The organism is Acidovorax sp. Q11, from assembly GCF_054950075.1.
In genome coordinates this window covers 390,922-414,579 of the sequence record NZ_JBUDZG010000001.1, presented here as the reverse complement: position 1 = coordinate 414,579, position 23,658 = coordinate 390,922, and the positions used below count along the sequence as shown (strand labels likewise).

The 23,658-nt window shown below is 67.1% G+C and carries 24 protein-coding genes; 13 read left to right on the top strand and 11 right to left on the bottom strand.

The window, feature by feature from the left end; genetic code table 11:
- The first annotated feature begins 9 nt into the window (after positions 1-9).
- Entirely contained in the window at positions 10-1,437 is a 1,428-nt protein-coding gene (locus ACYZGB_RS01855; protein ID WP_462386508.1) for a hypothetical protein, read from the top strand.
- Positions 1,438-1,542: 105 nt separating this feature from the next.
- A complete protein-coding gene (locus ACYZGB_RS01850; RefSeq protein WP_462386507.1) occupies positions 1,543-1,857 on the top strand; it encodes a hypothetical protein in 315 nt (104 codons plus the stop codon).
- Between the two features lie 128 nt (positions 1,858-1,985).
- Here ACYZGB_RS01850 and ACYZGB_RS01845 read toward each other — a convergent pair whose 3' ends face one another.
- Positions 1,986-3,854, bottom strand: coding sequence for a B12-binding domain-containing radical SAM protein (locus ACYZGB_RS01845; protein WP_462386506.1), 1,869 nt, complete (start codon positions 3,852-3,854; stop codon positions 1,986-1,988).
- Between the two features lie 446 nt (positions 3,855-4,300).
- On the opposite strand from ACYZGB_RS01845, the gene ACYZGB_RS01840 reads away from it, so the two are divergent.
- Positions 4,301-4,702, top strand: coding sequence for a pilin (locus ACYZGB_RS01840; protein WP_462386505.1), 402 nt, complete (start codon positions 4,301-4,303; stop codon positions 4,700-4,702).
- A 15-nt stretch (positions 4,703-4,717) separates the two neighbouring features.
- On the opposite strand, the gene ACYZGB_RS01835 is transcribed toward ACYZGB_RS01840, so the two are convergent.
- Complete coding sequence (locus ACYZGB_RS01835) at positions 4,718-5,266, bottom strand: gamma carbonic anhydrase family protein (protein ID WP_462386504.1); 549 nt, start codon at positions 5,264-5,266, stop codon at positions 4,718-4,720.
- A 97-nt stretch (positions 5,267-5,363) separates the two neighbouring features.
- On the bottom strand, positions 5,364-6,065 hold the full coding sequence (locus ACYZGB_RS01830; protein ID WP_462386503.1) for a TetR/AcrR family transcriptional regulator: 702 nt from the start codon (positions 6,063-6,065) through the stop codon (positions 5,364-5,366).
- A gap of 120 nt (positions 6,066-6,185) precedes the next feature.
- Here ACYZGB_RS01830 and ACYZGB_RS01825 point away from each other — a divergent pair, with 120 nt between their 5' ends.
- Positions 6,186-7,214 (top strand): MBL fold metallo-hydrolase, encoded by a 1,029-nt coding sequence (locus tag ACYZGB_RS01825; RefSeq protein ID WP_462386617.1) that lies wholly within the window; start codon positions 6,186-6,188, stop codon positions 7,212-7,214.
- A gap of 120 nt (positions 7,215-7,334) precedes the next feature.
- Here the strand turns inward: ACYZGB_RS01825 and pdxR are convergent, their stop codons facing one another.
- A complete protein-coding gene (gene pdxR, locus ACYZGB_RS01820) occupies positions 7,335-8,795 on the bottom strand; it encodes a MocR-like pyridoxine biosynthesis transcription factor PdxR (protein ID WP_462386502.1) in 1,461 nt (486 codons plus the stop codon).
- Positions 8,796-8,862: 67 nt separating this feature from the next.
- Between pdxR and ACYZGB_RS01815 the strand changes: the two genes are divergently transcribed.
- Together ACYZGB_RS01815 and ACYZGB_RS01810 are read left to right on the top strand one after the other, a co-directional pair.
- Entirely contained in the window at positions 8,863-9,342 is a 480-nt protein-coding gene (locus ACYZGB_RS01815) for an OsmC family protein (RefSeq protein ID WP_462386501.1), read from the top strand.
- 2 nt (positions 9,343-9,344) lie between these two features.
- On the top strand, positions 9,345-9,980 hold the full coding sequence (locus tag ACYZGB_RS01810) for an FMN-binding negative transcriptional regulator (RefSeq protein WP_462386500.1): 636 nt from the start codon (positions 9,345-9,347) through the stop codon (positions 9,978-9,980).
- Between the two features lie 90 nt (positions 9,981-10,070).
- On the opposite strand, the gene ACYZGB_RS01805 is transcribed toward ACYZGB_RS01810, so the two are convergent.
- On the bottom strand, positions 10,071-11,462 hold the full coding sequence (locus ACYZGB_RS01805; protein WP_462386499.1) for a homoserine dehydrogenase: 1,392 nt from the start codon (positions 11,460-11,462) through the stop codon (positions 10,071-10,073).
- A gap of 301 nt (positions 11,463-11,763) precedes the next feature.
- On the bottom strand, positions 11,764-12,516 hold the full coding sequence (locus ACYZGB_RS01800) for a M48 family metallopeptidase (RefSeq protein WP_063461418.1): 753 nt from the start codon (positions 12,514-12,516) through the stop codon (positions 11,764-11,766).
- Positions 12,517-12,900: 384 nt separating this feature from the next.
- Here ACYZGB_RS01800 and ACYZGB_RS01795 point away from each other — a divergent pair, with 384 nt between their 5' ends.
- The gene (locus ACYZGB_RS01795) at positions 12,901-14,115 is read left to right on the top strand and encodes a M48 family metalloprotease (RefSeq protein WP_462386498.1); all 1,215 of its coding nucleotides are present in this window, start codon (positions 12,901-12,903) and stop codon (positions 14,113-14,115) included.
- A gap of 274 nt (positions 14,116-14,389) precedes the next feature.
- Here ACYZGB_RS01795 and ACYZGB_RS01790 read toward each other — a convergent pair whose 3' ends face one another.
- The gene (locus tag ACYZGB_RS01790) at positions 14,390-14,659 is read right to left on the bottom strand and encodes an ATP-binding protein (RefSeq protein WP_462386497.1); all 270 of its coding nucleotides are present in this window, start codon (positions 14,657-14,659) and stop codon (positions 14,390-14,392) included.
- Positions 14,660-14,729: 70 nt separating this feature from the next.
- Here ACYZGB_RS01790 and ACYZGB_RS01785 point away from each other — a divergent pair, with 70 nt between their 5' ends.
- A complete protein-coding gene (locus tag ACYZGB_RS01785) occupies positions 14,730-15,032 on the top strand; it encodes an acylphosphatase (protein ID WP_462386496.1) in 303 nt (100 codons plus the stop codon).
- Positions 15,033-15,052: 20 nt separating this feature from the next.
- Here the strand turns inward: ACYZGB_RS01785 and ACYZGB_RS01780 are convergent, their stop codons facing one another.
- The 3 genes from ACYZGB_RS01780 to ACYZGB_RS01770 are packed head-to-tail and all read right to left on the bottom strand — an operon-like array spanning position 15,053 to position 17,955.
- Positions 15,053-15,847 carry a DUF72 domain-containing protein gene (locus ACYZGB_RS01780; protein ID WP_462386495.1) on the bottom strand — a complete coding sequence of 265 codons (795 nt, stop codon included), beginning with the start codon at positions 15,845-15,847 and terminating at the stop codon, positions 15,053-15,055.
- 30 nt (positions 15,848-15,877) lie between these two features.
- On the bottom strand, positions 15,878-17,200 hold the full coding sequence (locus tag ACYZGB_RS01775) for an ATP-binding protein (protein WP_462386494.1): 1,323 nt from the start codon (positions 17,198-17,200) through the stop codon (positions 15,878-15,880).
- Positions 17,197-17,955: a response regulator gene (locus ACYZGB_RS01770; protein WP_462386493.1), complete on the bottom strand. Its 759-nt coding sequence runs from the start codon at positions 17,953-17,955 to the stop codon at positions 17,197-17,199. The genes ACYZGB_RS01775 and ACYZGB_RS01770 overlap by 4 nt, the downstream gene beginning before the upstream one ends.
- Positions 17,956-18,133: 178 nt before the next feature.
- Here ACYZGB_RS01770 and ACYZGB_RS01765 point away from each other — a divergent pair, with 178 nt between their 5' ends.
- From ACYZGB_RS01765 to ACYZGB_RS01745, 5 genes are all read left to right on the top strand, one after another.
- Positions 18,134-18,664: a DUF2147 domain-containing protein gene (locus ACYZGB_RS01765; protein ID WP_462386492.1), complete on the top strand. Its 531-nt coding sequence runs from the start codon at positions 18,134-18,136 to the stop codon at positions 18,662-18,664.
- Complete coding sequence (locus tag ACYZGB_RS01760) at positions 18,661-19,389, top strand: cytochrome c biogenesis CcdA family protein (RefSeq protein WP_462386491.1); 729 nt, start codon at positions 18,661-18,663, stop codon at positions 19,387-19,389. Before ACYZGB_RS01765 ends, ACYZGB_RS01760 begins: the two co-directional genes overlap by 4 nt.
- Positions 19,390-19,435: 46 nt before the next feature.
- On the top strand, positions 19,436-20,008 hold the full coding sequence (locus ACYZGB_RS01755; protein ID WP_462386489.1) for a thioredoxin family protein: 573 nt from the start codon (positions 19,436-19,438) through the stop codon (positions 20,006-20,008).
- 73 nt (positions 20,009-20,081) lie between these two features.
- Positions 20,082-21,404: a serine hydrolase domain-containing protein gene (locus ACYZGB_RS01750; RefSeq protein ID WP_462386488.1), complete on the top strand. Its 1,323-nt coding sequence runs from the start codon at positions 20,082-20,084 to the stop codon at positions 21,402-21,404.
- A 95-nt stretch (positions 21,405-21,499) separates the two neighbouring features.
- Positions 21,500-23,140 carry an AMP-binding protein gene (locus ACYZGB_RS01745; RefSeq protein ID WP_462386486.1) on the top strand — a complete coding sequence of 547 codons (1,641 nt, stop codon included), beginning with the start codon at positions 21,500-21,502 and terminating at the stop codon, positions 23,138-23,140.
- 71 nt (positions 23,141-23,211) lie between these two features.
- Here ACYZGB_RS01745 and ACYZGB_RS01740 read toward each other — a convergent pair whose 3' ends face one another.
- Positions 23,212-23,625 carry a YkgJ family cysteine cluster protein gene (locus ACYZGB_RS01740; protein WP_462386484.1) on the bottom strand — a complete coding sequence of 138 codons (414 nt, stop codon included), beginning with the start codon at positions 23,623-23,625 and terminating at the stop codon, positions 23,212-23,214.
- Positions 23,626-23,658 lie beyond the last annotated feature (33 nt).

Here is a 23,658-nt window from a genome sequence, read left to right as displayed (position 1 = left end):
AAAAAGGGGATGCGATGCGAGGGAGAACGGCGCAGGCTGCAGGCCTTGGCCTGCACGGGGCGGTGGCGTGGCACTGCGCCCTGGCGCAATGGCTGGGCTGGGCGGCTGGTGATCTGCTTGGCGGCCAGCGGGGGGGCTGCGGCCCAACCCAAGGCTTCGCCCGCGGTGGCGCAGGCAGACAAATCCCAGGGGCGCCAGCGCTTGCTTGCGCAGCAGCTGGTCCCTGCCGACCCGGCGCGGTTTGCCTGGGTGCGCGCGGCCGAGGCCGTGGGCCAGGGTGCGGATGCGATTTATCTGCGGCTGGCCTTGGTGGACGATTGGCTGCGGGCGCTGGAAGGCGGGCCGGCGCCAGCGGGGAGCAGCATCGAAGCCGCCATCGCCCACGGCCGGGAGCTGGACCCGTCCTTTCTGGAGCGCCGCGCCCGGGCCGTGCGGCCCGCCATCCTGAAGGCGCAGCAGTTGCGGGCCGAGTGGGATCGCGATGGCCCCGAGGTGCCCCGCCCGCCCGAGCTGGATGCGCTGGGGGCCGAGCTGGTGCAGGAGGGGCCGGGCTTGTGGGTGCGGCGGGCCCAGGATGGGCGGCCCCGGGGGCTGTACCTGTGGCTGGGCGTGCGCAACGGGCTGGCCGAACCCCTGCCCCTGCCGGAGTTCGCGCTGCAACTGGGCCGCCCCGGCCTGCAACCGGCGGCGCCGCTGATGCAATGCGCGCTGCCCCGCTACAGCACGCGCCAGCTGGTGCCGCCGCAAAGCACCCAGCACTACCTGTGCAGTGCGGTTGAGGGGGGCTACGGACTGGCGCCTGCAGGCGTCAGCTGGTTGGCGCAGATGGGGCAGTGGTTCAGCCAGGGGGCGGCGCTGCAGACCGTCATTCCCCAGCACGACCAGGCCCTGTCGCGCACCGCGCGCATCCTCGTGCAGGTGGACAACCCGGCGGTGGACAACTTCCTGCGCGGCGCGCGTGAATCCACCGAGAAGCAGCAACAACTACAACAAGAACGGGCCCAGGCGGCAGCCGCAGCGGCCAAGAAGGCCCGTGAAGCCACGCCAGCGCGCCGCTCTGGCGAGTCGCTGCCGCTCTGGCTCAAGCGTCTGGCTTTTTTGGGCGGGGTGGTGGGCGCATTAGTGCTTTATGGCCTGCTCGCGCACCATTTCAGCGTGGCGGTGGCGTCCGGGGTGCTGTGGTTCGGCCTGGCCATTCCGAGCGCGATGTACTTGTATGCCATCTGGACCATGGGCGGGACCGACGGCTGGGGCAAGCTCGTGGCCATCGTCCTGTCCGGGGCCGCCATCGCGGCGCCTTTTGTGGGCACGCTCGCCGCGTACACGGTCTACAAGCTGGTGGTGAGCGCACGGGCGCGCCGCAAGGCGATCCTTTTCTTGATCGGCGTGATCGTGGTCATCGTGCTCAACGCGCTGGAGCGGTGGTTGTTCTGGTGACAGCAGGCTCCGCACGCCCGCAGCCGTGCAGGGCCTGGGCCTACAAAGCGGTGAGGCCGGCGGAGCTAGGGTGGAGGGACCTCATGTTGGATATCAAGGCCCCGTATGAAAACGACTCCCACCGTCCCCCGAAAGGAAGAGGAAATCATCCCCTCTGCCCCTGTCCCCGACCGCACCGAACGGCGCGTGAACACCACACGGCCCGCTGTGCAGCCCGGTAGCGGCCCCGAGGACTTGAGCGCCCCGGAAGGCCGCCTGCCGCATGAGCGCGACCAGTCAGTCGATATGACCGACGGCGTGCGCCACCCCGAGATGGAGCAGGCCCATGAAGACCTGCAACGCGGCCTGCAGGACACGGACCGTGGGGTGCCCGCGCACCACGCATACCAAAAGCAGAAAGAGGCGCCCAAGAAGTCCTGAAAAGGGCGTGCAGAACGAGCGCTGAATGCTCCTGAATTTATAGCTTCTAGCGCTTGTCCATCAGGCGCAGAGGCCACTTTTTGCATGAAATTTGCCGACACAAATGCCGACGGGATGTGAGCCGGTGCTTATCCCCGCTCGCGCAGCGCCCGCTCAATCCGGTCGCGCCGCACCGTGGTCTTGGGCACCTTGAACGGGAACCAGCTGCGCACGTCTTCCTCCAGGCCGATGCCGTGCATGTAGTTGTAGATGGCCTTCTTGAGCGCGCCGCCCAGCGCGTCGTGGTCCACGCCCGTGGGGTCGATGAAGGCCACGTCGTTCTTGGCGAAGTCACCGGGCGGCAGCGGCGCCAGGGTCACACCGTATTCCTCGGGGTTCTTGCCCACGGGCGAGTGCACGGTGCACGCAAAGCGGTGGAAGAACCCGCTCTGGATGCAGCCGTTGGCGAACAGCTGGCGCACGTACTCGAGCGCGTCCACGGTGTCCTGCACGGTCTGCGTGGGAAAGCCGTACATCAGGTACGCATGCACCAGGATGCCCGCGTCGGTGAACGCCCGGGTCACGCGCGCCACCTGGTCCACCGACACGCCTTTTTTCATGAGCTGCAGCAGCCGGTCGGAGGCCACTTCGAGCCCGCCTGAGATGGCGATGCAGCCGCTGTCGGCCATCAGCTCGGCCAGCTCGGGGGTGAAGGTCTTTTCAAAGCGCACGTTGCCCCACCAGCTGATGCCGGCGTTGCGCGCGATGAGTTCGGTGGAGAGCGCCTTGAGCGCCTTGGGCGGTGCGGCCTCGTCCACGAAATGAAAGCCGGTCTGCCCCGTCTCGCGCACGATCTGCTCGATGCGGTCGGCCAGCACGGCGGCGCTGGCGCCCTCGTAGCGGCTGATGTAGTCCAGGCTCACGTCGCAAAAGCTGCACTTCTTCCAGTAGCAGCCATGCGCCACGGTGAGCTTGTTCCAGCGTCCATCGCTCCACAGGCGGTGCATGGGGTTGAGCATGTCCAGTAGCGACAGATAGCGGTCCAGCGGCAGGCCGTCCCAGGTGGGTGTGCCCACCTCGGCAAAGGCGATGTCGGCCTCCATCATGTTGATGTACTGCACGGAGCCTGCATCGTCGCGCACAAAGGTGCGCACCAGCCGCTGGCGGCCACGCTCGCCCTGCACATGCTCCAGCAGCGCCAGCAGCGGGCGCTCGCCCGCGTCCAGCGTCACGTAGTCGAAGTGGTCGAACACACGCGGGTCGGCCAACTCGCGCAGCTCGGTGTTAACAAAACCGCCGCCCAGCACGGTGGCGATGTGCGGGTGGCGTGCCTTGATGGCCTGGGCAATGCGGAACGCCGCATACACGGACCCCGGGAACGGCACGGACAGCAGCACCACGCTGGGCTGGTGCTTGGCAATGGCCTCGTGCGTGAGCTGCTCCAGCAGCGTGTCCACCAGCGTGGGTGTTGCCGCCAGCGCGTTGGCCAGCGGGTCAAACGTGGGCTGGCTGCCCGCCAGCGATTCGGCATAGCGCACAAACTCAAAGCGCTCGTCCACCGCGTCGCGCAGCACATCGGCCAGGTCGTTCAGGTACAGCGTGGCCAGGTGCTTGGCCTTGTCAGTCAGGCCGAGCGCGCCAAAGGCCCAGCCCAGCGGGTCGCCGCCTTCGTCATCCACATACACATCCAGCGTGGCAAAACGCGGGCCCTCGGGCAGGTAGTTACGGCCCACGATGCGGTGCGCCAGCGTGCTGTCGCGGCCTTGCAAGAAGGCAATGGCGGGGCCGATGGTGGCGAGGTAGCGGTCCTTTTGCGCCGCAAAGCTCTGCACGGCGGCGCTTTGTTTTTTGGCGGGCAGTGCGTCCACCTTGGCAGTCACGGCCTTCAGACCCTCGGGCGAGAGCAGTTGCAGCACCAGCGCCAGCGCCAGGTCTTCCTGGAACGCGGTGACGCCGCGCGAGCGCAGAAAGCCCGTGAGGTAGGCGGTGGACGGATAGGGCGTGTTCAGCTGCGTCATTGGGGGGATGACGGCGAGCACGCGGAGCGAGGGGGCGGTGGCTAGAGCGGCGGCAGACATGGTAAGAGCCGCCGGGAGTTAGGGGCGGAGGGTAATTATCGGCGTAGGTCTGAGGCTGTGCTTGTATCGCGCAGTCTTGGTCGACCGACAGGCATCGTCTTTGTGAGGGGCGCGGCTGCCTAGAATCGCCGATCAATTTCTCCATGGCTCAGTACACGATGGCGTTCCGGTACAACTTTCGCTGGCGATTTTTGCGCCCGCTCCCGTCATTGCATTGGGCGGTTCCCTGCGTGTTCGTGGTGTCTCTTGTACTTGGGACTGCGGGTAACCAATGCCGAATTGGCCCTAACTACGAGGGGGCCATCTGGTTGACGGCAATGGCGGTGACCGCATTTTGGGTCGCTGTGTACTCAACGGCTGCGGCCTACCAAGGCTGGCGAAGGTGGATGAAAGTCGGAACCAGCGTCGTTTTTGATGTGTTGTGTGTTTCGTTGTTGGCGCTTCCGTTCACTCTCTTCCAGCCCACCTATCAGTGCTACACGGAACGAGCAAAAGTGGCGGAGATGATGGTTGTTGCATCGCCATATCGTGATGCCATCACAGAGCGAGCCACCCAGCGCAAATCGCTTTCCGGTGTGGGCGAAGGGCTGAGGGTTGAACCGACGGGGCGGGTGCATGGCGGTGCCATCTCTACCAACGGAGTCATCACCTTGTTCTCTAACGAGCCTAGGGCTTTGGTCGTACTGCGCCCCTACTTCGAGAACTCCGAAGTGAAATGGGCATGCGAAGGATTTCCTCTGAAGGCAATGACCGCCTCATGTCGGCAGCTTCCATACCAAACGCCTTGAATCAAGGCTTGAACGCTATACAAGATTTGCTTTGGCGCCCGCCAGATAGTTGTTCTTCACCCGCACGTAGTGCTCGGCCGAGTACTTCAGGTAGGCGATCTCGGCCTCGGTGAGCGCACGCTGGCGCACGGCCGGGCGGCCGATGTAGAGATAGCCACTCTCCAGCACCTTGCCGGGCGAGACCAGGCTGCCTGCGCCCAGCATCACGCGGTCTTCGATGATGGCGTCGTCCATCACGATGGAGCCCATGCCGATCAGGCATTCGTTGCCGATGCGGCAGCCGTGCAGGATCACCGAATGGCCGATGGTGACGTAGTCGCCGATGACCAGCGGCGAGCCCTCGGGCTTGCTCGCATTGCGGTGTGAGACATGGCCCATGGTCAGGTCCTGCACGTTGCTGCAAACGCCGACCACGATGCGGTTCACATCGCCGCGTAGCACGGCGTTGCACCACACCGAGCTGTCGCGGCCCAGGGTCACGTCGCCGATGACCTGGGCGGAGTCGTGGATAAAAACGCCGGTGTCCAGAACCGGGGCGGTGTCGAGGTAGGGGGCGAGGGGCATGGGTGGGGCTCTGAAAGAGGAAACGGTAAGCGGCGAGCGTAGTGCAATCGCCCGAGGGCCAGGCGCCACGGGGCCGTGGCGGGCGATGGCGGTTCTGTCAGCGCCGTCGGGCCGGGCGTTTGGTGGGTGCTGCAGCGGGTGATGGTGTGGCGGCGGCTGCGCTGCTGGCGGGCTGCACTGCGTAGAACCCCAAAAACATGTCCACCGCATCGCCCAGCACCTGCTGCTGCTCGGCGGCGGTGAGTGGCGCCCTCCCCATGGCCAGCTGGGGCCAGAAGGCAAACGACTTGACCATGCCGTGCAGCTGGTGGGCGGCGTACTGCGGGTCCACGCCTGCGCGCAGGGCGCCGTGCTGCTGGGCAGCGCGGATCCAGCGCGGCAGGCCCTCTTCCTTCTCGGACAGGCGCGCCACCATGGCCTGGGCGCGCGCGGGCGTGTGCATCATCTCGGCCATCGCCACGCGCGAGAGGTCGATGAAACTCGCGTCGTTCAGCAATTCCATCTTCTGCTCCAGCACGGCCAGCAGCTGTGCCCGCAGCGGGCGCTGGGCATCGTAGCCAATGTCGGCCTCGGCATGGCTGCGGTCCCACAGGCGCCACAGGATGGCCTCGAACAGCTCCTCCTTGCTGGGGAAGTGGTTGTACACCGTGCGCTTGGAGACATCGGCCGCTGCGGCCACGCGGTCCATGCTGGTGCCGCTGAAGCCATGTTCGCGGAACTCGGCAATGGCGGCCTGCACGATGGCGTCGCGCTTGCGGTCGGTCAGGCGGGTGGGGGGAACGGTGGGGGCCTCGGTCATAGACAAAATTTTACACCGGGTAGTTTACTTTTATAAAAAGTGAACTACACTGTGCAGTGTAATTTTTGGAAGGGCACCCCCATGCTCCGAGCCCTCGTCTTCCTCACAGTCCTGATCGCCATGGCCTACAGCATTCTTTCCTGCACCACCCTGCCGGCAACTTCGTACGAACAGTCGCCCCAGTACACCGAAGGCAAGTTCCGCAACGCCGCGCCGCGCCAGGTGCCGGGTCTGGCCAAAACCATGGCCATCATGTGGCGCTTCATGACGGAAAAACCCGCCGACGCTGTGCCCGCCCAGCCACCCCAGGTGCTGCCGCTCATGCAGGCGGACCTGCTCAATGCCCCCGACATGAGTCTGTGGCGCCTGGGCCACTCGACCATGCTGCTCAAGCTGCAAGGCCAGTTCTGGCTGACCGACCCGGTGTTCTCCGAGCGCGCTTCGCCGTTTTCCTTCATGGGTCCCAAGCGCTTCCATGCGCCGCCGCTCACCATCGATGAGCTGCCCCCCATCACTGGCGTGGTGCTGTCGCACGACCATTACGACCACCTGGACTACGACGCCATCCAGAAGCTCGCCCCCAAGGTGGCGCACTTCGTGACGCCGCTGGGCGTGGGCGACCGCCTCGTTGGCTGGGGCGTGCCCGCTGCCAAGGTGCAGCAGTTCGACTGGTGGCAGGGCACCACCATCGCTGGTGTGAAGCTGGTGGCCACGCCTGCGCAGCATTTCTCGGGCCGCAGCCTGTCGGACGGCAATCGCACGCTGTGGGCATCGTGGGTGATCCAGTCCGATGACACCCGCATCTTCTTCAGCGGCGACACGGGCTATTTCGACGGCTTCAAGGCCATTGGCGAACGTTTTGGCCCGTTCGACCTGACCCTGATCGAAACCGGCGCCTACGACGCCCAGTGGCCCGACGTGCACATGCAGCCCGAGGAAAGCCTGCAGGCCCACCTGGATGTGAAGGGCCGCCACCTGATGCCCATCCACAACGGCACCTTCGACCTGGCGCTGCACGCCTGGACCGACCCGTTCGACCGCATCACCGCCCTGGCTGATAAAGCCGGTGTGCTCCTGGTAGCGCCGGTGATGGGCGAGCGCCTGGGCATCCGCCAGCCTGCGTTGTCGAAGCAGTGGTGGAAAAAGTAGGTGGCATCCCCCTGAGTCGCCTTCGGCGCCTTCCCCCTTCTCTCGAATTGCTTTGCAATTCGGGAAGGGGGACACCGCCAGCGCGGCGGGGCGGCCCTTGCGCGGCGGTCGCTGGCCTGGTCAGCGCCCCTTGCGGTGGTCTGTGGAGGCCAAATGCGCAATCACACGCGCGGCTCCCACGATCTCGGCCTCGCTGTAGCCCGCGTAGCCAAACAGCCACCCGCGCCGCTGTGATTGCATGGCGTAACGCGACAGCGGCGCCAGCATCACCCCGGCCGTGAGTGCCTTGCGGCTCAGAGTCTCGTCGTCACTGCCCGGCGCGGCCTCGTGCAGCAGGTGCATGCCCCGGTCGCTGGGGGTGAGTTGCAGGGCACCATCGCTCGCGTCGGCCAGGGCATGGATCAGCACCTGCTGGCGCACCTGGTACAGCTCGCGCATCTGCCGCAGGTGGCGCAGCAGGTGGCCGTCGGTAATGAAGCGCGCGAGCACGGCCTGCGCATCGCCCGGCGCATGCCGGTCGGTGATGGCGCGGGCCATGGCAAAGGCCTCCACCAGCGCGGGCGGCACCACCACAAAACCCAGGCGCAGGCCGGGGTGCAGCGTCTTGCTGAAGGTGCCCACATACAGCACCCGTTCCGAGCCCGGCAGGCTGCACAGCGCGGGTACGCGCTGGGCTGCGCTGCCGTATTGGAATTCGCCGTCGTAGTCGTCCTCCACCACCCAGGCATCGTGGGCGCGCGCCCATTGCAGCAGCGCCTGGCGCCGTGCCAGGCCCATGCCTACGCCGGTGGGGAACTGGTGCGTGGGCGTGACCACGGCCATGCGTGCACCGGGCCACAACGCGGCGCCATCGGCGATGCACAGGCCCTGCGCATCCAGCGCCACGGGCCGCGCCTGGGCGCCATGGGCCAGCAGGCTGGCGCGGATGCCGGGGTAGCCCGGGTCTTCCACCAGCACCTCGTCGCCCGCGTCCAGCAGCAGCCGCGCGATCAGGTCGATGCCCTGCTGCGAACCCGAGCACACCACCACCTGCGCCGCATCGCAGCGGATGCCGCGCGAGGCCCACAGCCACAGCGCAATGGCTTGGCGCAGGTCGGGGTCGCCCGCAGGGTCCAGGTACTGCGCGCGGGCGCTGCGCTGGCCGGGGCTGGCCTGGCGCGCGAGGCGGTCCCACAGCGCAAACGGAAAGGTGTCCACCTCGGGCGCGCCAATGCGAAACGCGCGCGCCGCCACATGGGGCGGCCGCCAGCGCGCAGCCGTTTCTGCAATGAGCTGCCCGCGCCGCGACAGTCCGCGCGGCGGCGCCACCAGACCCTGCGTGGGCGGTGCGCCTGCAGCCTGCGAGACATAGGTGCCGTCGCCCACACGCGCCTCCACATAGCCTTCGGCCTGCAGGCGCTGCACCGCCCACAGCACCGTGTTGCGCGACACGCCCAGGTTGGCCGCATGTTCGCGTGAGGGGGGCAAGCGTGTGCCCGCCGGCAGGCGGCCTTGTTCGATGGTGCTGCGCAATTGCTCGTACACCTGTTGGCGCAGCAGGCCTGGCGGGCCGCCGGGGGCATTGGCTCTGGCAACGGGCATAAATTGGTTCCTTCGATGGGGTGGTGCCGCCATAAACTGAAGAACCATTGTAGAAAGACCTCCCACCATGGCCGAGCACCTCGCCACCATCACCTGGACCCGTGGCACCGACGATTTTCTGGACAAGCGCTACCACCGTGCCCACCGCTGGCAGTTCGATGGCGGGGCTACCGTGGCCGCGTCGTCGTCGCCCCATGTGGTGCCGTTGCCGTATTCCGATGCGGCGGCGGTGGACCCCGAAGAAGCCTATGTCGCCGCGCTGTCGAGCTGCCACATGCTGTGGTTCATGGACTTCGCCAGCCGCGCGGGCTATCGGCTCAACCGCTACACCGACGCGGCCGTGGGCACCATGGCCAAGAACGCAGAGGGCCAGCTGGTCGTCACCCACGTGCAGTTGCGCCCCGTCACATGCTTTGACGCGGCCCACGCGCCCAGCGCTGCCCAGCTGGACGACCTGCACCACCGCGCCCATGCATCGTGTTTCCTGGCCAACTCGGTCAAGACGCAGATCGACTGCGCGCCGGTGCTCGAAGTGGAAGGTGCCTGACCATGGCCAACCCCAACCGGCAATTTCAAGTCACCGAACCGGCCACCTTGCACGCGCTGGTGCACGCGCAGCCCCTGGCCACGCTGGTGGTGGCGCATGAAGGTGCGCAACACGTCAACCACATCCCGCTGTACCTGGACCCCGCGCGCGGCCCCCACGGCACGCTGGTCGGCCATGTGGCCCGCGCCAACGGTGTGTGGCCGCTGCTGCCGCAGACGGCGGTGGCGGTGTTCCACGGGCCGCAGGCCTACGTGTCGCCCAGCTGGTACCCGTCCAAGGCGCTCGACGGCAAGCAGGTGCCCACCTGGAACTACGCCACCGTGCACGCCCACGGCCACCTGAGCGCGGTGGACGACCCGGTGCGCCTGCGCGCCATCCTGCACACCCTGAGCGAGCGGCACGAAGCCCATCGCCCTGACCCCTGGCGCATCGACGACGCGCCGCCCGACTACATCGACAAGCTGCTGCGCGCCATCGTGGGCATTGAGCTGGCGGTGGAGCGCTGGGAGGGCGTCTGGAAAGTGAGCCAGAACCGCACCGACACCGACCGCGCAGGCGTGGTGCAGGGCCTGATGGCCGAAGGCACGCCTGCGGCCGAGGACATGGCGGCGCTGGTGCTGGGTGGGCTGATGGCCTAGAGGGTCAAATTACTATCAAAACAATAGCTGTTTGCGCATGGTGGACGCGCGCAGACGGCTATTTTTTCATATTTTTCCCGCCACAGCCACTCATCCTTCCAGCATCTCCACCCGCAGCGCCGCCACGTGCCCGGCCACGGCAGGGTGCGCGGCCAGCGCGTGTACGGCCAAGTCCACGGTGCTTTGCGCCACCGCGTCCGTCAGCACCAGCACCTGGGGGCCCGCACCAGCGGGCGCGGTCTTTTCGCAGGCCAGCTCCACACGCGCCACCGGCACCTGCTGCGCCGCCAGCCAGGCGCCCACGGCCTCGATCTGCTGGGCCTGGTGCACGGGCACACGCAGGTAGTGGCGCGTGTGCACGGCGGCGCGGGGCAGCACGGCCAGGTCTTCATTGACCGCGTCTGCGTGAAACCCCAGGTGCGGCACCCGCTGCGCGGCGTGTGTGCCCTGCAGCCGTGCCACATCCACCAGGTCGGCAATCACGGCCGACGCGGTCTGCTCCGACCCCGCACCCGCGCCGTAGTACATCGTCACGCCCGACGCATCGCCCTTCACCATCACGGCGTTCATCGACCCGTTCACATGCGCCAGCAAATGCGTGGCGGGCACCAGCGCCGGCTGCACGCGCAGCTCCACCCCTTCGGCGGCACCGTCCTTGCGCCGCTTGGCCACGCCCAGCAGCTTGATGCGAAAGCCCAGTTGCTCGGCGCAGGCCACGTCCTGGCCCTGCAGCGCAGTGATGCCTTCCACCTGCGCATCGGCAAACCGCACCGGCATGCCAAACGCATTGGCCGCCAGCAGCGAGATCTTGTGCGCCGCGTCGATGCCTTCGATGTCAAACGTCGGGTCGACCTCGGCGTAGCCCAGCGCCTGGGCTTGCGAAAGCGCCTCGGCAAAACCCACACCTTCATCGCGCATCTTGCTCAGGATGAAATTGGTGGTGCCGTTGATGATGCCGGCCACCCATTCGATGCGGTTGGCGGTGAGGCCCTCGCGCAGCGCCTTCACGATGGGGATGCTCACTGCCACCGCACCTTCATAGGCCACGGCCACGCCGTGCTGGCGCGCGGCGGCAAAGATCTCGTTGCCGTGCTCGGCCAGCAGCGCCTTGTTGGCCGTGACCACATGCTTGCCCGCACGGATGGCGGCCAGCACCCAGTCGCGCGCGGGGCCTGTGCCGCCGGCGGCCTCCACCAGCACATCCACGTCGGGGTGCGTGGCGACCTGCATCGGGTCATTGGTCAGGGCCACGTCCTTGCCCACCACACTCATGGCGCGGGCCAGGCTGCGGGCGCAGACCACCACCAGCTTGATGCCCCGGCCCGCACGGCCTGCAATCAGCGCCCGGTTGCGCGCCAGCACGCGGAAGGTGCCTGCGCCCACGGTGCCAATGCCAATCATGCCCACGCGCAGGGGGCGCATGGCCGTGGCGGACGACGGCAACGACGGGGCTTCGAGGGACTGGACAGGATCGCGGTACATGGACTTCTCCGGCTAACGAACAAACAAAAAAACCCAGCTGCCAGAGCTGGGTTTCGTGCATTCGTCTTGGGGGAGAAGAGAGCGATCACCAGGTGGCTGCCGAAACGGCCACCTGCGCGTGCTCAGGTGGCCGCGGCGGTAATGGTGGTAATCATTCGTGCACCCAGTGCCCGCTGTTCACCATGGGCCCGCGTGGACGCGGACGGCATCATGCCCATGCCTTGGAAGGCAGCGGCGTGAGCGGTGTTGATCGGGAGGGATGTGTACGACATGAAGGGCGCAGTGTAACCCAGGCGGTCTGTCAGGCCAATTGTTCCCGCAGGCGGCTGGCGCGGTCCTTTGGCGCCGGGTGGGTGGACAGGAAGCTGCTGGAGCTATCGCCTGACAAAGAGGCCAGCTTTTCCAGTGCGGTCACGCAGGCCTGCGGGTTGTATTTTTTTGCTTTCATGAACTTCAGCGCATAGTCATCTGCCTCGCGCTCGTTGGATTGGGAGTGCTGCGCGTTGACCACTTTCTCGAACAGATTGCCCAGCTCTGTGCTGGCCAGCGCGCCTGCGCGCGTGTTGCTCGATTCCACGCCTTTGCGCAGTGCGCTGGTGCGCAGCGCTGCTTGCATGCGCGATTTGGAGTGGCCGCTCTTGACGTGGCCGATTTCGTGACCGATGACATAGCGGACTTCATCGTCGGTGAACGCGTCCATCAGCCCCGAGTACACACGGATGGTGCCGTTGGCCATGGCAAACGCATTGATCTGCGGTGTGACATAGACCTTGAAGTTCAACCGCATTCCATCGTAAGTTTGCAGACCCGTCACCATCTTTGTCAGGCGCTTTGCATAGGCGTTGCTGCCGGGGGCCACGGAGCTTTGGCTGTCCATCTGCACTGTCACTTGGTCAAAGTACTTGTTCAGTTCTTCGTCGGTGATGGACTCGGCTTTCACCAAGTCCTGCCCGGCCTCCAGTGCCTTTCCAAAGTTGAATTGAGCCCACACGGGAGAAACGGCACTGATGCCGGAGGCGAGTGTTGCAAGAGTGATCAGGTCGCGGCGATTCATGGGTAAAAGTCTTTTTTGAAGTGGGTCGTACAAGCTGTCCCGTACAGCAGACGAGCGAAATGTACATAAGGCCACTGCTGGCGCTGATACCTTGAATGCAACTGAAGTAACCATGTGTGAACTTTGTCATGCCCAGCCACGGTTTTTCTCGCGGCCCCTTCGCGCCGCAGTGAATAGTCACCTCCTTCGGCGTCCGTGGTTTGCCCGGCCTGCGGAAATCCGTAACAATGCGCGCCGCAGAAAGTTGTGAGCGGACATCGCATCCGTGTGAAGCAATCAAGGGAGGGAGAAAAAATGGTGGGCTTACGCAGCAGCAGCCGTGCATTCACGGGCTGCCTTGTGCTTCTGGGGTTTTTGGGCATGGCCCAGGCTCAGGAAGAGGCAATGATCAAGCGTGCGACGCAGCTACGCTCCGCACCGGGGGACACCAGTAGCGCGTTGGCAGACCTGGCTGCAAGCGCCAAGGTCACGCGCACCGCACAGCGCCAGGGGGCATGGGTACAGGTCCGTGCCGAGTCCGGAGCCGAGGGTTGGATCCACATGTTCGACATCGGCTCGCCAGCGCGTGACAACGCTGCAGCTGGGGCGTTGCGCGCTGTGAGCAACCCGTTGGGTGGAGTTGGCTCTACCGCTGTGTCCACGTCCACCGTGGGGATCCGCGGTCTGGGCGAAGGCAATGTGTCGCAGTCTGTGGGTGCAAGCGGACGTGGTGCGACGCACAGTCAGGGCATGGGCCAGGCGGACCGCCTGCGCGTGACTGCCAATGAGGCGCGTGCCTTTGCTACTGCGGCGGCATTGCAGCCACGCCGGGTAGATGCGCTGCCTGTGTCGCATTTCGCCGCCGCAGCAGCAGAAGCCTCCAACGCGGCATCGGCGGCCGCCCCTGCCGCAGCAGACACCCACAGCGCGCTGGGTGCCTTGCTGCAGTCTGCGGACGGCGTGACCGAGGCGCAAGAGATCGAACTGGGTCGCCAGATGGCTGCGCTGTTGCTGCAAGGCAAGCCGTTGGATCCGGCGCCGGAGATGCAGCGCTACGTCAATCTGCTGGGCCGCTGGGTCAGTCTGCAGTCGAGCCGCCCACAACTTCCATGGACCTTCGTGGTGGTGGATGAATCGGACTTCAACGCCTACAGTACCCCTGGAGGCCACGTATTCCTGACCCGTGGTCTGGTGGACCGTTGCGCAGACGAGGCCGAGCTGGCCGGCATCCTGGCGCATGAGATTGCCCACGTCGCATCCAGGCACCACCTGCGCGCCATGCACAGCGCGGCACGCAGCGGCAAGGTGTCTCCCAGCCTCACGGCACTGGCCCGCCATACCCACACGCTGGGTCTGGGCGCTGAGGCCGAGCACGCTGCCGACCGCGAGGCCGTGGTGCTGGCTGCGCGTGCCGGGCTGGACCCGTTCGGCCTGGTGTCTGCGCTGGTGCAGCTGAACGCATTGGGTGACAGCGATCTGCAGTTTGCGGACGCGCATCCGCAAAGTCGCCTGCGGCTGGACCAGCTGGAGCGCGCCATGGCGCAACCGTTCCATCCTGCGGCAGGTGCTCCAGCGCCCGTCACCATCGACGAGCGGCTGGCATCGCATGCTGTGAAGTAAGAAGATCTTGAACAGGTTCTTAGCGCTTGGCTGGCGCGCGTCGCGCTCGCCATTGTGCGCACCATGCCGCTGCGCCATTCCTTTCTTGAATGGGTCGGGGCGTGGCCATCATTCACCCACCCATTGCTCACTTTTCATCCTCTGCCCGCGTGAGTGCGTACAGCATCATGCCCATGCCCATGCCCATGCCCTGGAAGGCAGCGGCGAGTGTGCACTAGGCGCTGCAGCTGTACGACCTGAAGAAGGGAGTACCCTGGATTCGAGCCCGTACCCATCAACCCGTCTCAGTCGGGCCGTTGTGTATGGCTTTGCCAGCCGCCACACGCACCATGCGAATCGCATCGAACGGGCAGCGCACCGCACACAGCGCGCACCCGGTGCAGCCCGGCGCATCGTGCAGGGTGGAGCACTTGGAGCCCCAGGGCTCCGGGCCCAGCACCTGCAGCGACAGTACATGGGGCGGGCACACCGCCACGCACCAGCCGCAGCCGGTGCAGCGCTGGGGGTCGATGGTGGGCAGGGCCTTGGGGGTGGTGGTGGTCATGTGGTGCGGTGGTGTTGGCAGTGTGCCCCTGGAGCGGGCTCCCCACAAGGAGCGCGCTACAGTGCCCCCCATGAACGCAGAACAGAAATCGGCCGTCACCCGCCACTTGTTGATCACCGGCCATGTGCAGGGCGTGGGCTACCGCTGGTCCATGGTGCAGGCCGCCGAGCGCCTGGGCGTGTCGGGCTGGGTGCGCAACCGCAAGGACGGCCGCGTGGAGGCGTGCGCCTGGGGCTCGGAGCAGGCCTTGTTGGCGCTGATCGATTGGGCACACCAGGGGCCCGAGCATGCGCGTGTGGACCGCGTGGTGGTGGGCAATGTGCCTGATGGCGGTGAGGCCCCGCAGGGCTTCTTGCAGCGCGAGACGGTTTAGGCCTGCCCCTGCGCTCAGCGTTAAGAGCGCAGGCTGAGCTGCCGCAGCAACTCCATCGCCCCCGCAGGCGCCCGCTCCTTGGCGCCGTTGATGAAGTACACGAACACATCGCGCGGCCGCTCGCCGCCGGTCCAGGTGCGAACGCCATCGGCCCACTGTGTAATCGCCTCGGGCGTGTAGCCCGTTAGTACATCGCTCTGGCTGCGCATCAGCCGCAGGTAGGCAAAGTCTGCCTCTGCATCCGCGATGGCCGGAAACTTGTCAGAGTCGGTGTACACAGGCACGCAGCCATACCGGCGCGCCAGCGCCACAAACTCTGGCGTCGCAAAACTCGGGTGGCGCACATCCAGCGCGTGGCGCAGCCTCAGGCCCTCCACCTGTTGTGGCAGCAGGGCCAGAAAGGCCTCGAAATCCCCCGGCTCAAACACCTTGTTGGGCATGAACTGCCACACGATGGGCCCGAGCTTGTCCTTCAGTTCCGAGATGCCGCTCTCCACAAACCGTCCGATCGAATCGCCCGCTTCCGCCAGCACGCGCCGGTGCGTAGCAAAGCGATTGGCCTTGAGCGAGAACATGAAGCCTTCGGGCGTTTCGTCACGCCACTTGGCAAAAGTGGGCGGTTTGAAGGTGCTGTAGTAGGTGCCGTTGACCTCGATCGCCGTGAGCTGTCGGCTGGCGTACTGCAGCTCCTTGCTGTGCGCCAGCCCTGCGGGGTAGAAGTTGTTGCGCCAGGACTCAAAGGTCCAGCCGCCAATGCCGACGCGGATGCGTGGGTTGCTGCTGGGGGGCTCACGGTGGGTGGCATGGGTGTCCAAGGTGCTGTCCTTCAGGAGTCCACGGAGCGGTCACTGTAGCAGCGGTGTGCCTGGCAGCTCGACGCGCGCCTCCAGCCCCTGCGCGCCGTCCGCTCGGGGCCCCAGCACCAGGCGGCCGCCCAGGGCCTGGGCCAGTTCGTTCGCAATGGCCAGGCCCAGGCCGGTGCCGCCCGTGCCCCGGTTGCGCGAATCCTCCAGCCGCGCATAGGGTTGCAGCACGGCCGACAGCTCTGCGGGCGGTATGCCGGGGCCGTGGTCCAGCACACGCACCAGCCACTGGCCCTGCGCGCCCGCCTCCAGCGTCAGCTCCGCGGCCCCCGCAAACTTGAGCGCGTTGTCCACCAGGTTGCACAGCAGGCGGCGCAGGGCCTGGGGGCGGGTGTCACAGGTCCCATCCACCGCCTGAAGCACCTGCACCGGCAGGTCCGTATCGGCGTAGTCGCGCGCAAGGCTTTCCACCAGCGCGCGCAGGTCCACGCGCTGCGGGGGCTCGCGCACGGCCTGCGATGAGCGCGCGTAGGCAATGCCCTCCTCCACCAGCGACTGCATCTCGGCCAGGTCGGCATGCAGCTTGCGCTGCAGCACGGGGTCGTCCAGCAGGTCGGCGCGCAGGCGCAGGCGGGTGATGGGCGTCTGCAGGTCATGCGAGACGGCGGCCAGGATCTGCATGCGCTCCTGCAGGTGCGCCTGGATGCGCTGCTGCATGCGGTTGAATGCGGCGGCGGCGCGCACCACTTCGCGCGGGCCGTCTTCGGCCAGGGGCACGGTGGGGCGATCGGCGCCCAGTGCGTCGGCCGCATCGGCCAGCGTACTCAGGGGCCGCGTGGCCGCGCGCACGGCCCAGGCGCACAGGCCCACCAGCAACGCCAGCTGCAAGGCCAGCGCGCCCAGTACCCAGGGCGAAATCTGCAGCCGGGGCTCGTCCATGTCCACGGCCAGCGGCGTGCCGTCGGCCAGGCGCAGCTGCAGCCGCAGCTCGGTGCCCGGTACATGGGGGTCGATCACCTGCACGGCCCGGTCGGCAGGCAAGGTGACCGTCACGGCGCTGGCGACGAGGCGCGCAAGCTGCGATGGGTCTTCGGGGGTGGTGAGCGGTTCCACCAGTGCAAAACGGTAGTTGCGGCGCGCCAGCCGGTCTACCCACTGCGTGCGTTCTGCAGCGGGCAGGCGTTCCAGCATGGCCACCGAGCTGGCCACGTCGCTTGCGAAATACGACACCATGGCCCGCCGCATGGTCATGCTGCGCTCGGTGAACGCGAGCACAAAGGTCAGCGCATGCGCCAGCGCCAGGCCCAGCGCCAGCACCAGCAGGATGCGCCCGAACAGCGAGCGCGGCCACCCGCGCAGCGTCATGGCGCAGTCTCCTGGGGCGCTGGTGCAGCGTGCACGTCGGCGCAAAACACATAGCCCTCGTTGCGCACCGTCTTGATGTAGCGTGAGCCGCGTGCTCCATCGCCCAGTCGCTGGCGCACGCGGCTCACCAGCAGGTCGATGGAGCGGTCGAACACATCGGCATCGCGCCCCTGCGTGAGCTGCAGCAGCTGGTCGCGCGTAAGGATGCGCTGCGGGTGGTCCAGCAGCACGCGCAGCAGGCGGTATTCGGCGCCCGACAGCGCCACCACCGCGCCCGTGGCATCGAGCAAGTGGCGCGCCGTGGTGTCCAGCCGCCAGTCGCCAAACGCCAGCTGGCGCGCGGGCTCGGCCACTGCCAGGTTGGGCGGCAGCATGCGCGTGCGCCGCAGCACGGCGTGGATGCGCGCCAGCAGCTCGCGTGCGGCGAAGGGTTTGGTCAGGTAGTCGTCTGCGCCCAGCTCCAGGCCCAGGATGCGGTCCGCCTCATCGCTGCGTGCGGTGAGCATGATGATGGGCAGTGGCGGCGCACCGGGGCTGCGCAGCTCACGGCACAGCGCGATGCCGTCGGTGCCCGGCAGCATCAGGTCCAGCACCAGCAGGTCGATGCGCTGCGTGGCCAGCACCTCACGCATTTGCCGCCCGTCGGCTGCCACGCTCACCTGCAGGCCCTGGCGCTGCAGGTACTCGGCGGCCAGCTCGCGGATGCCGGCATCGTCATCGACGATCAGGATGTGGTCGGGCGGGGGCGTCGTCATGGCGGCCATTGTCCGGGCTTTGGCAGTGCTGCGGTGGGGCAACGCAGACCCGTATGTATCTGAACTTGTCTGCCGGGTGCCCCGACAAGCGCACATACCAAAAGCCCCGGGCCAGACAAACCACCGATACCTGCGCTGGCTTCAATGTGGTCTTCCTGAACATCACGAGGACCTTGCCATGAAACCATCCATCGCCGCGACCGTCTTGCTGGCCCTGGGCCTGGCGCACTCCGCCAGCGCGCAAGAGGCCACCAAGGCGCGGCCCGCCGCTGCCGCACAACCCACATCCCAACCCACCTCTGAGCCTGTATCCCCGCCTAAGGCTCCGCTGGGCCGCTGGATCACCGAAAGCGGCAACCTGGAGGTGAACATCGCCCCGTGCAACGCTGGCGGGGGCAACACCCTGTGTGGCAAGGTGGCGCGTGTGTTGGCCAACCGCTCCATGAGCGCGCCGGGCACCGACATGGCGGCGGCCGACGCGCGGCCTGCACTGGGCATGACGCTGCTGTCGGGCCTGCGCGCGACTGAAGGCGGCAACAGCGAGTACCAGGGCGAGATCTACAACCGCGAGAACGCCAAGACCTACCGCGCCCACCTCACCCCGGCCGAGCCCGACCAGTTGCTGGTGCGTGCTTATGTGGGCATCCCGCTGTTTGGCAAGACACAGGTGTGGCGCCGCCCCGCCGCCGAGCACGGGGGCGCGCAATGACGATGGCCATCTCCACCACCTCACCCTGGCTGGCCGTGGCCGCCGGCATGCTCACCGTGGGCGCGCCCTGCGTGTTGCCCATGCTGCCGGTGGTGCTGGGTGCGTCGGTGGGCGGCGGTGGTGCTGCGCAGCGCACACGCCCGCTGTTCATCGCGCTGGGTTTTGCGCTGTCGTTCGCTGCGGTGGCGCTGCTGTTCAGCAGCTTCACGCAGGTGCTCGGTGTGTCGCAAGAAGGCCTGCGCCGGTTGGCCGCTGTGATGCTGCTGGTGTTTGGCGTGCTCACGGTGTGGCCCCGGCCGTTCCAGTGGCTCAGCCAATATGCGGGCGGCGTGCTCAGCTGCCTGGCCAGCCTGGGCATGGGCAGCGGGGGCGGCAACTGGGGCGGACTGCTGCTGGGCCTGAGCCTGGGCGCGGTCTGGACACCCTGCGCCGGGCCCGTGCTCGCCTCCATCCTCACCCTCATCGCTACCGAGCCACCGGGGGTGGGCACCGCCGTACTGCTGCTCGCGTATTCCACCGGCGCAGCACTGCCCATGCTGGCCATTGCCTATGGCGGCCAGGCTGCTGCCACCCATGTGCGCCGCATTGCGCGCCACGCGCACCGCGTGCAGCAGGTGTTTGGCGTGGTGGTCATCGCCATTGCGCTGGCCATGTTGTGGGAGGTGGACGGGCAGATCACCGCCTGGCTCACGCAGTTCTACCCCTCAGGCTGGGGCGGCCTGTAGCCCTTCACCCCATCACTCCCATCACCGATTTCAAGGAGTTTTCACCATGGCATCGCACCCCTCTTCACTCCTCTTCGCTGAGCGCCGCGTTTTTCTGGCCTCGCTGGCCGCTGCGGTGGTGGCGCCTGGGTGGGCCCAGGCCGCAGGCCCCACCAGCCCCGCCGCAGCGCTGCCCGACTATGGCGCTGCGCCCGAGTTCACCGGCATCGAGCGCTGGCTCAACTCCGAACCGCTAAGCCTGGCCCAGCTGCGCGGCCGCGTGGTGCTGGTGGATTTCTGGACGTACGCCTGCATCAACTGCATCCGCACCCTGCCCCATGTGAACCGCTGGGCCGAACGGTACACGCCCCAGGGCCTCACGGTGGTGGGCGTGCACACGCCCGAGTTTCCGTTCGAGCGCTCGGCCAGCAACGTCGAAGCGGCCATGCGCCGCTATGGCGTGAAACACCCCGTGGCGCAAGACAACCGCTACGGCACCTGGAAGGCCTACAGCAACCAGTACTGGCCTGCCACCTACCTCATCGATGCGCAGGGCCGCATTCGCTACAAGCACTTTGGCGAAGGCGAGTACGAGCGCACCGAGAGCGTGATCCGCACGCTGCTGGCGGCCAGGGGCTGAGCTGCCCGATGGATTCCGTCTCCTTGTTTGTTCTTCCGTTTCCCACAATTTTTTTGACAGAGGTCTTTTCACCATGCGCCCCTTTCCTCGCCACCTGACCCACTCGTTTTCTGCCGTCGCCCTGGCCTGCACTCTGCTGGGTGTGGCCCCGGCCAGCCAGGCCCAGGCGCCGCAGCTGCCGCCGCCGGACGCCACCCACCCCGTGGCCCTGCAGCTGATGCAGGGCTTCCCCCCGGCGCCCGACAAGATCGTGCGGCTGGCCAACATCCTCAAGTACCCCAACGTGCGCTGGGCAGCGCAGCACCTGCGCGAACTGGGGCCCACAGCCACCATCTGGCGCGGTGCCGCTGCGCCCGGCGCGCTGCCCGCTGCGCCGCGTGCCTTGCCCGACACCCTGGCGTTTGCCGACGACAAGGGCGCGCCCACCACGTTGGCCGACTGGCAGAAGGCCACCTACACCGATGCGCTGTTGGTGCTGCACCGGGGCCGTGTGGTGTACGAGCGTTATCACATCGGGATGCAGCCCCAGCAGCCGCATGTGCTGTGGTCCATGAGCAAGTCGCTGGTGGGCCTGCTGGTGACCGAACTCATCCAGGAAGGCGCGATTGACGCCAATGCACTCATCCCGCGCTACTTGCCCGAGCTGGCCACCAGCGCCTGGGCCGATGCCACCGTGCAGCAGGCGCTGGACATGACCACGGGCGTGAAGTACGCCGAGAACTTTGCCGACCCCAGCTCGGGCGTGTTCCAGTACCTGGCCGCCGCCGGCCTGCAGCCCGCGCCCCCGGGCAGCACCGTGGCCAAGAGCATGGCCGAGCACCTGCCCACCGTGCAGAAGGAAGGCGAGCACGGCACCGCGTTTGCCTACAAATCGGTGGACACGGAAGTGCTGGGCTGGCTGCTGCAGCGCGTCACTGGCAAGAGCTACGCCACGCTGTTGTCCGAGCGCATCTGGTCCAAGCTGGGCGCGCAGGAGGACGCCTATGTGTTTGCCGATGCCAACGGCGGCCAGGCCACCAGCGTGGGCGTGAACGCCACCTTGCGTGACCTGGGCCGCCTGGGCGAAATGCTGCGCTCCAACGGCCGCTTCAACGGGCAGCAGATCGTCTCGCCCGCCACCATTGCCGAGCTGCGCAAGGGCGCCGACCCCGCCAAGTTCAGCAAAGCCTCCGGCACCGCCATGCGTGCGGGCTACTCGTACCACAACCAGTGGTGGGTGCCCCACGACGCCGACGGCAGCTTCGAAGCCAAGGGCCTGATGGGCCAGCACATACACATCAACCCGGCGGCAGAACTGGTGGTGGTGAAGCTCTCCACCCACCCCGTTCCCAACACGGCCTTCACCCACGCGCTGGACCGCCAGGCTTTTGCCGCACTCGCCAAGGCCGTGCGCTGAGCCTTGCACGCCATCCCCCGGGGCTGGGCCGTTGCGGCCCTGGTGGCCAGCCCAATGCCCAGCCCCTTCCTTTGTCCCCCGAGGATCTTTGCATCATGTCCCCCCAACCCTGGCTGGCCAGCTACGGCGCCATCCCCGCCCACATCGACCCCGACAGCCATCCCAGCATCGTGCACCTGCTGTGTGCCGCCATGCAGCGCTATGCGCACCTGCCTGCATTCACCTGCCTGGGGCAGACGCTGACCTATGCGCATGTGGACCAGCAATCCCGCGCCTTTGCGGCCTACCTGCAGAACGTGCTGCGTGTGCGCAAGGGCGACCGCATTGCCGTGATGTGCCCCAACCTGATGGCGTTTCCCATCGCCATGCTCGGCATTGCGCGCGCGGGCTGTGTGCAGGTGAACGTGAACCCCCTGTACACCCCGCGCGAGCTGGAGCACCAGCTCCAGGACGCAGGGGCCAGGGTGATGGTGATCTATGCCGGGTCCACCGGCACCCTGGCTGCCATCCAGGACCGGGTAGAGCTGCACAGCATCATCACCGTGGCGCCCGGCGACGGCACCGCAGCCGACTTGCCGGGCCCGCCGGTCGATGCCAGACTGCACACCACCACCCCGTTCGCACGCGCCCTGGCCGAAGGCGCCACGTTGCCGTTTGCGCCGCCCGTGCTGGAGGGGGGCGACCTGCTGTTCCTGCAATACACCGGGGGCACCACGGGCCTGTCCAAAGGGGCCATGCTCACGCACCGCAACCTGGTGGCCAATGTGGAGCAGTTCAAGGCCTTCGTGCCCGATGCCCTTCGCCCCGCGCAAGAGGTCATCGTTACGGCCATTCCGCTGTATCACATCTTCGCGCTCATGGTGAACCTGATCAGCTACTTCGCCGTGGGCGCGCGCAACTGGCTGGTGCCCAACCCGCGCGACCTGGATGCTTTGATTGACGTGTTGAAGGCTGCGCGCCCCAGCGTGTTCATGGGTGTCAACACGTTGTACGCCGGGCTGGCGGCACACCCCGGCACGCAGGGCGTGGACTTCTCTAACCTGCGGCTGGCGGGCGGCGGTGGCGCCGCCATCCTGCCCTCGGTCTCCGCCCGCTGGCAGGCCATCACCGGCCAGTTCATCCGCGAAGGCTACGGCCTGAGCGAGACCAGCCCCGTGGTGGCCTTCAACCCTGCATCGGTCACAGCATTCAGCGGCAGCACCGGCCTGCCCCTGCCCTCCACCGACGTGCTGCTGCTGGACGACCAGGGCCACCCCGCGCCCCTGGGCCAGCCCGGCGAGGTCTGCGTGAAAGGCCCCCAGGTCATGGGCGGCTACTGGCAGCAGCCCGAGGCCAACGCAGCCGCCTTCACGCCCGACGGCTACTTCCGCACCGGCGACATCGGCCAGCTGGACGAGCGCGGTTTTCTCAAGATCGTGGACCGCAAGAAGGACATGGTCATCGTGTCAGGCTTCAACGTCTTTCCCAACGAAGTCGAAGCCGTGGCCACCGCCTGCCCCGGCGTGCTGGAATGCGCGTGCATCGGCGTGCCGGATGAGAAAACGGGCGAGGCACTGCGGCTGTATGTGGTGCGCGTGGCGGGCACTGCGCCACCGGTGGATGCAGACCACATCGCAGCCCATTGCCGCGCAGCGCTCACCGCCTACAAGGTGCCCCGGCAGATCGTGTTTGTAGAGGCCCTGCCCAAGTCCAGCGTCGGCAAGATCCTGCGCCGCGAGCTGCGCGACATGGCGTGAGCGAGCGGGGGCGGCGGTTTCAATAGGCAGCGGGCTTGCGCAGGCGTGGCGCGCAGTCGCCTCTGCGCTTGTCAGCCCCGCCGCTGCAGATCCCGCGCCCCATAAGCGCAGTAACCCGGCTTGGGGCTCTTCTTCTGCGGGTGCAGGCGGCAGGTCTCGGGCCGCTTGTCATACACCGTGCACAGCCGCGTCTTGGGGTCCAGAAAGTTGCAGTCCCCACTGGCCCGCCGCGCCATCGTGAAGACCGCGTTCTTGTGGTTGAAGTGGTCGATCAGTCGCGCCTTTTGCAGCCGCTTGGCGATGTGGCGGATTTCCTCATGCTCGGCCTCGAACGGGTCCACCAGTTCGAGCCGCACCAGGTCCGAAAGCTGCACCTCCAGCGGCATCGTGCAGCAGTTGGCCGCGCAGGTTTCGCACAGGCCCGCGCGGTAGCGGGTCCAGGTGTCCAGGCGGTCTACGTCAACGATGGCGATGGGGGAGCGCATGGGGTGAGGGCAGATGGGGTGCGGCGTGCGGTA

Bases quoted from the DNA above. Each gene is read 5' to 3' on its own strand.
- ACYZGB_RS01750 (WP_462386488.1), top strand. From the start codon at position 20,082: ATGCGCCCCTTTCCTCGCCACCTGACCCACTCGTTTTCTGCCGTCGCC.
- ACYZGB_RS01805 (WP_462386499.1), bottom strand. From the start codon at position 11,462: ATGTACCGCGATCCTGTCCAGTCCCTCGAAGCCCCGTCGTTGCCGTCG.
- ACYZGB_RS01855 (WP_462386508.1), top strand. From the start codon at position 10: ATGCGATGCGAGGGAGAACGGCGCAGGCTGCAGGCCTTGGCCTGCACG.
- ACYZGB_RS01790 (WP_462386497.1), bottom strand. From the start codon at position 14,659: ATGACCACCACCACCCCCAAGGCCCTGCCCACCATCGACCCCCAGCGC.
- ACYZGB_RS01840 (WP_462386505.1), top strand. From the start codon at position 4,301: ATGAAAGTCGGAACCAGCGTCGTTTTTGATGTGTTGTGTGTTTCGTTG.
- ACYZGB_RS01740 (WP_462386484.1), bottom strand. From the start codon at position 23,625: ATGCGCTCCCCCATCGCCATCGTTGACGTAGACCGCCTGGACACCTGG.
- ACYZGB_RS01845 (WP_462386506.1), bottom strand. From the start codon at position 3,854: ATGACGCAGCTGAACACGCCCTATCCGTCCACCGCCTACCTCACGGGC.
- ACYZGB_RS01775 (WP_462386494.1), bottom strand. From the start codon at position 17,200: ATGACGCTGCGCGGGTGGCCGCGCTCGCTGTTCGGGCGCATCCTGCTG.
- ACYZGB_RS01755 (WP_462386489.1), top strand. From the start codon at position 19,436: ATGGCATCGCACCCCTCTTCACTCCTCTTCGCTGAGCGCCGCGTTTTT.
- ACYZGB_RS01745 (WP_462386486.1), top strand. From the start codon at position 21,500: ATGTCCCCCCAACCCTGGCTGGCCAGCTACGGCGCCATCCCCGCCCAC.
- ACYZGB_RS01830 (WP_462386503.1), bottom strand. From the start codon at position 6,065: ATGACCGAGGCCCCCACCGTTCCCCCCACCCGCCTGACCGACCGCAAG.
- ACYZGB_RS01770 (WP_462386493.1), bottom strand. From the start codon at position 17,955: ATGACGACGCCCCCGCCCGACCACATCCTGATCGTCGATGACGATGCC.
- ACYZGB_RS01765 (WP_462386492.1), top strand. From the start codon at position 18,134: ATGAAACCATCCATCGCCGCGACCGTCTTGCTGGCCCTGGGCCTGGCG.
- ACYZGB_RS01800 (WP_063461418.1), bottom strand. From the start codon at position 12,516: ATGAATCGCCGCGACCTGATCACTCTTGCAACACTCGCCTCCGGCATC.
- ACYZGB_RS01785 (WP_462386496.1), top strand. From the start codon at position 14,730: ATGAACGCAGAACAGAAATCGGCCGTCACCCGCCACTTGTTGATCACC.
- ACYZGB_RS01850 (WP_462386507.1), top strand. From the start codon at position 1,543: ATGAAAACGACTCCCACCGTCCCCCGAAAGGAAGAGGAAATCATCCCC.
- ACYZGB_RS01795 (WP_462386498.1), top strand. From the start codon at position 12,901: ATGATCAAGCGTGCGACGCAGCTACGCTCCGCACCGGGGGACACCAGT.
- ACYZGB_RS01835 (WP_462386504.1), bottom strand. From the start codon at position 5,266: ATGCCCCTCGCCCCCTACCTCGACACCGCCCCGGTTCTGGACACCGGC.
- pdxR (WP_462386502.1), bottom strand. From the start codon at position 8,795: ATGCCCGTTGCCAGAGCCAATGCCCCCGGCGGCCCGCCAGGCCTGCTG.
- ACYZGB_RS01815 (WP_462386501.1), top strand. From the start codon at position 8,863: ATGGCCGAGCACCTCGCCACCATCACCTGGACCCGTGGCACCGACGAT.
- ACYZGB_RS01825 (WP_462386617.1), top strand. From the start codon at position 6,186: ATGGCCTACAGCATTCTTTCCTGCACCACCCTGCCGGCAACTTCGTAC.
- ACYZGB_RS01760 (WP_462386491.1), top strand. From the start codon at position 18,661: ATGACGATGGCCATCTCCACCACCTCACCCTGGCTGGCCGTGGCCGCC.
- ACYZGB_RS01810 (WP_462386500.1), top strand. From the start codon at position 9,345: ATGGCCAACCCCAACCGGCAATTTCAAGTCACCGAACCGGCCACCTTG.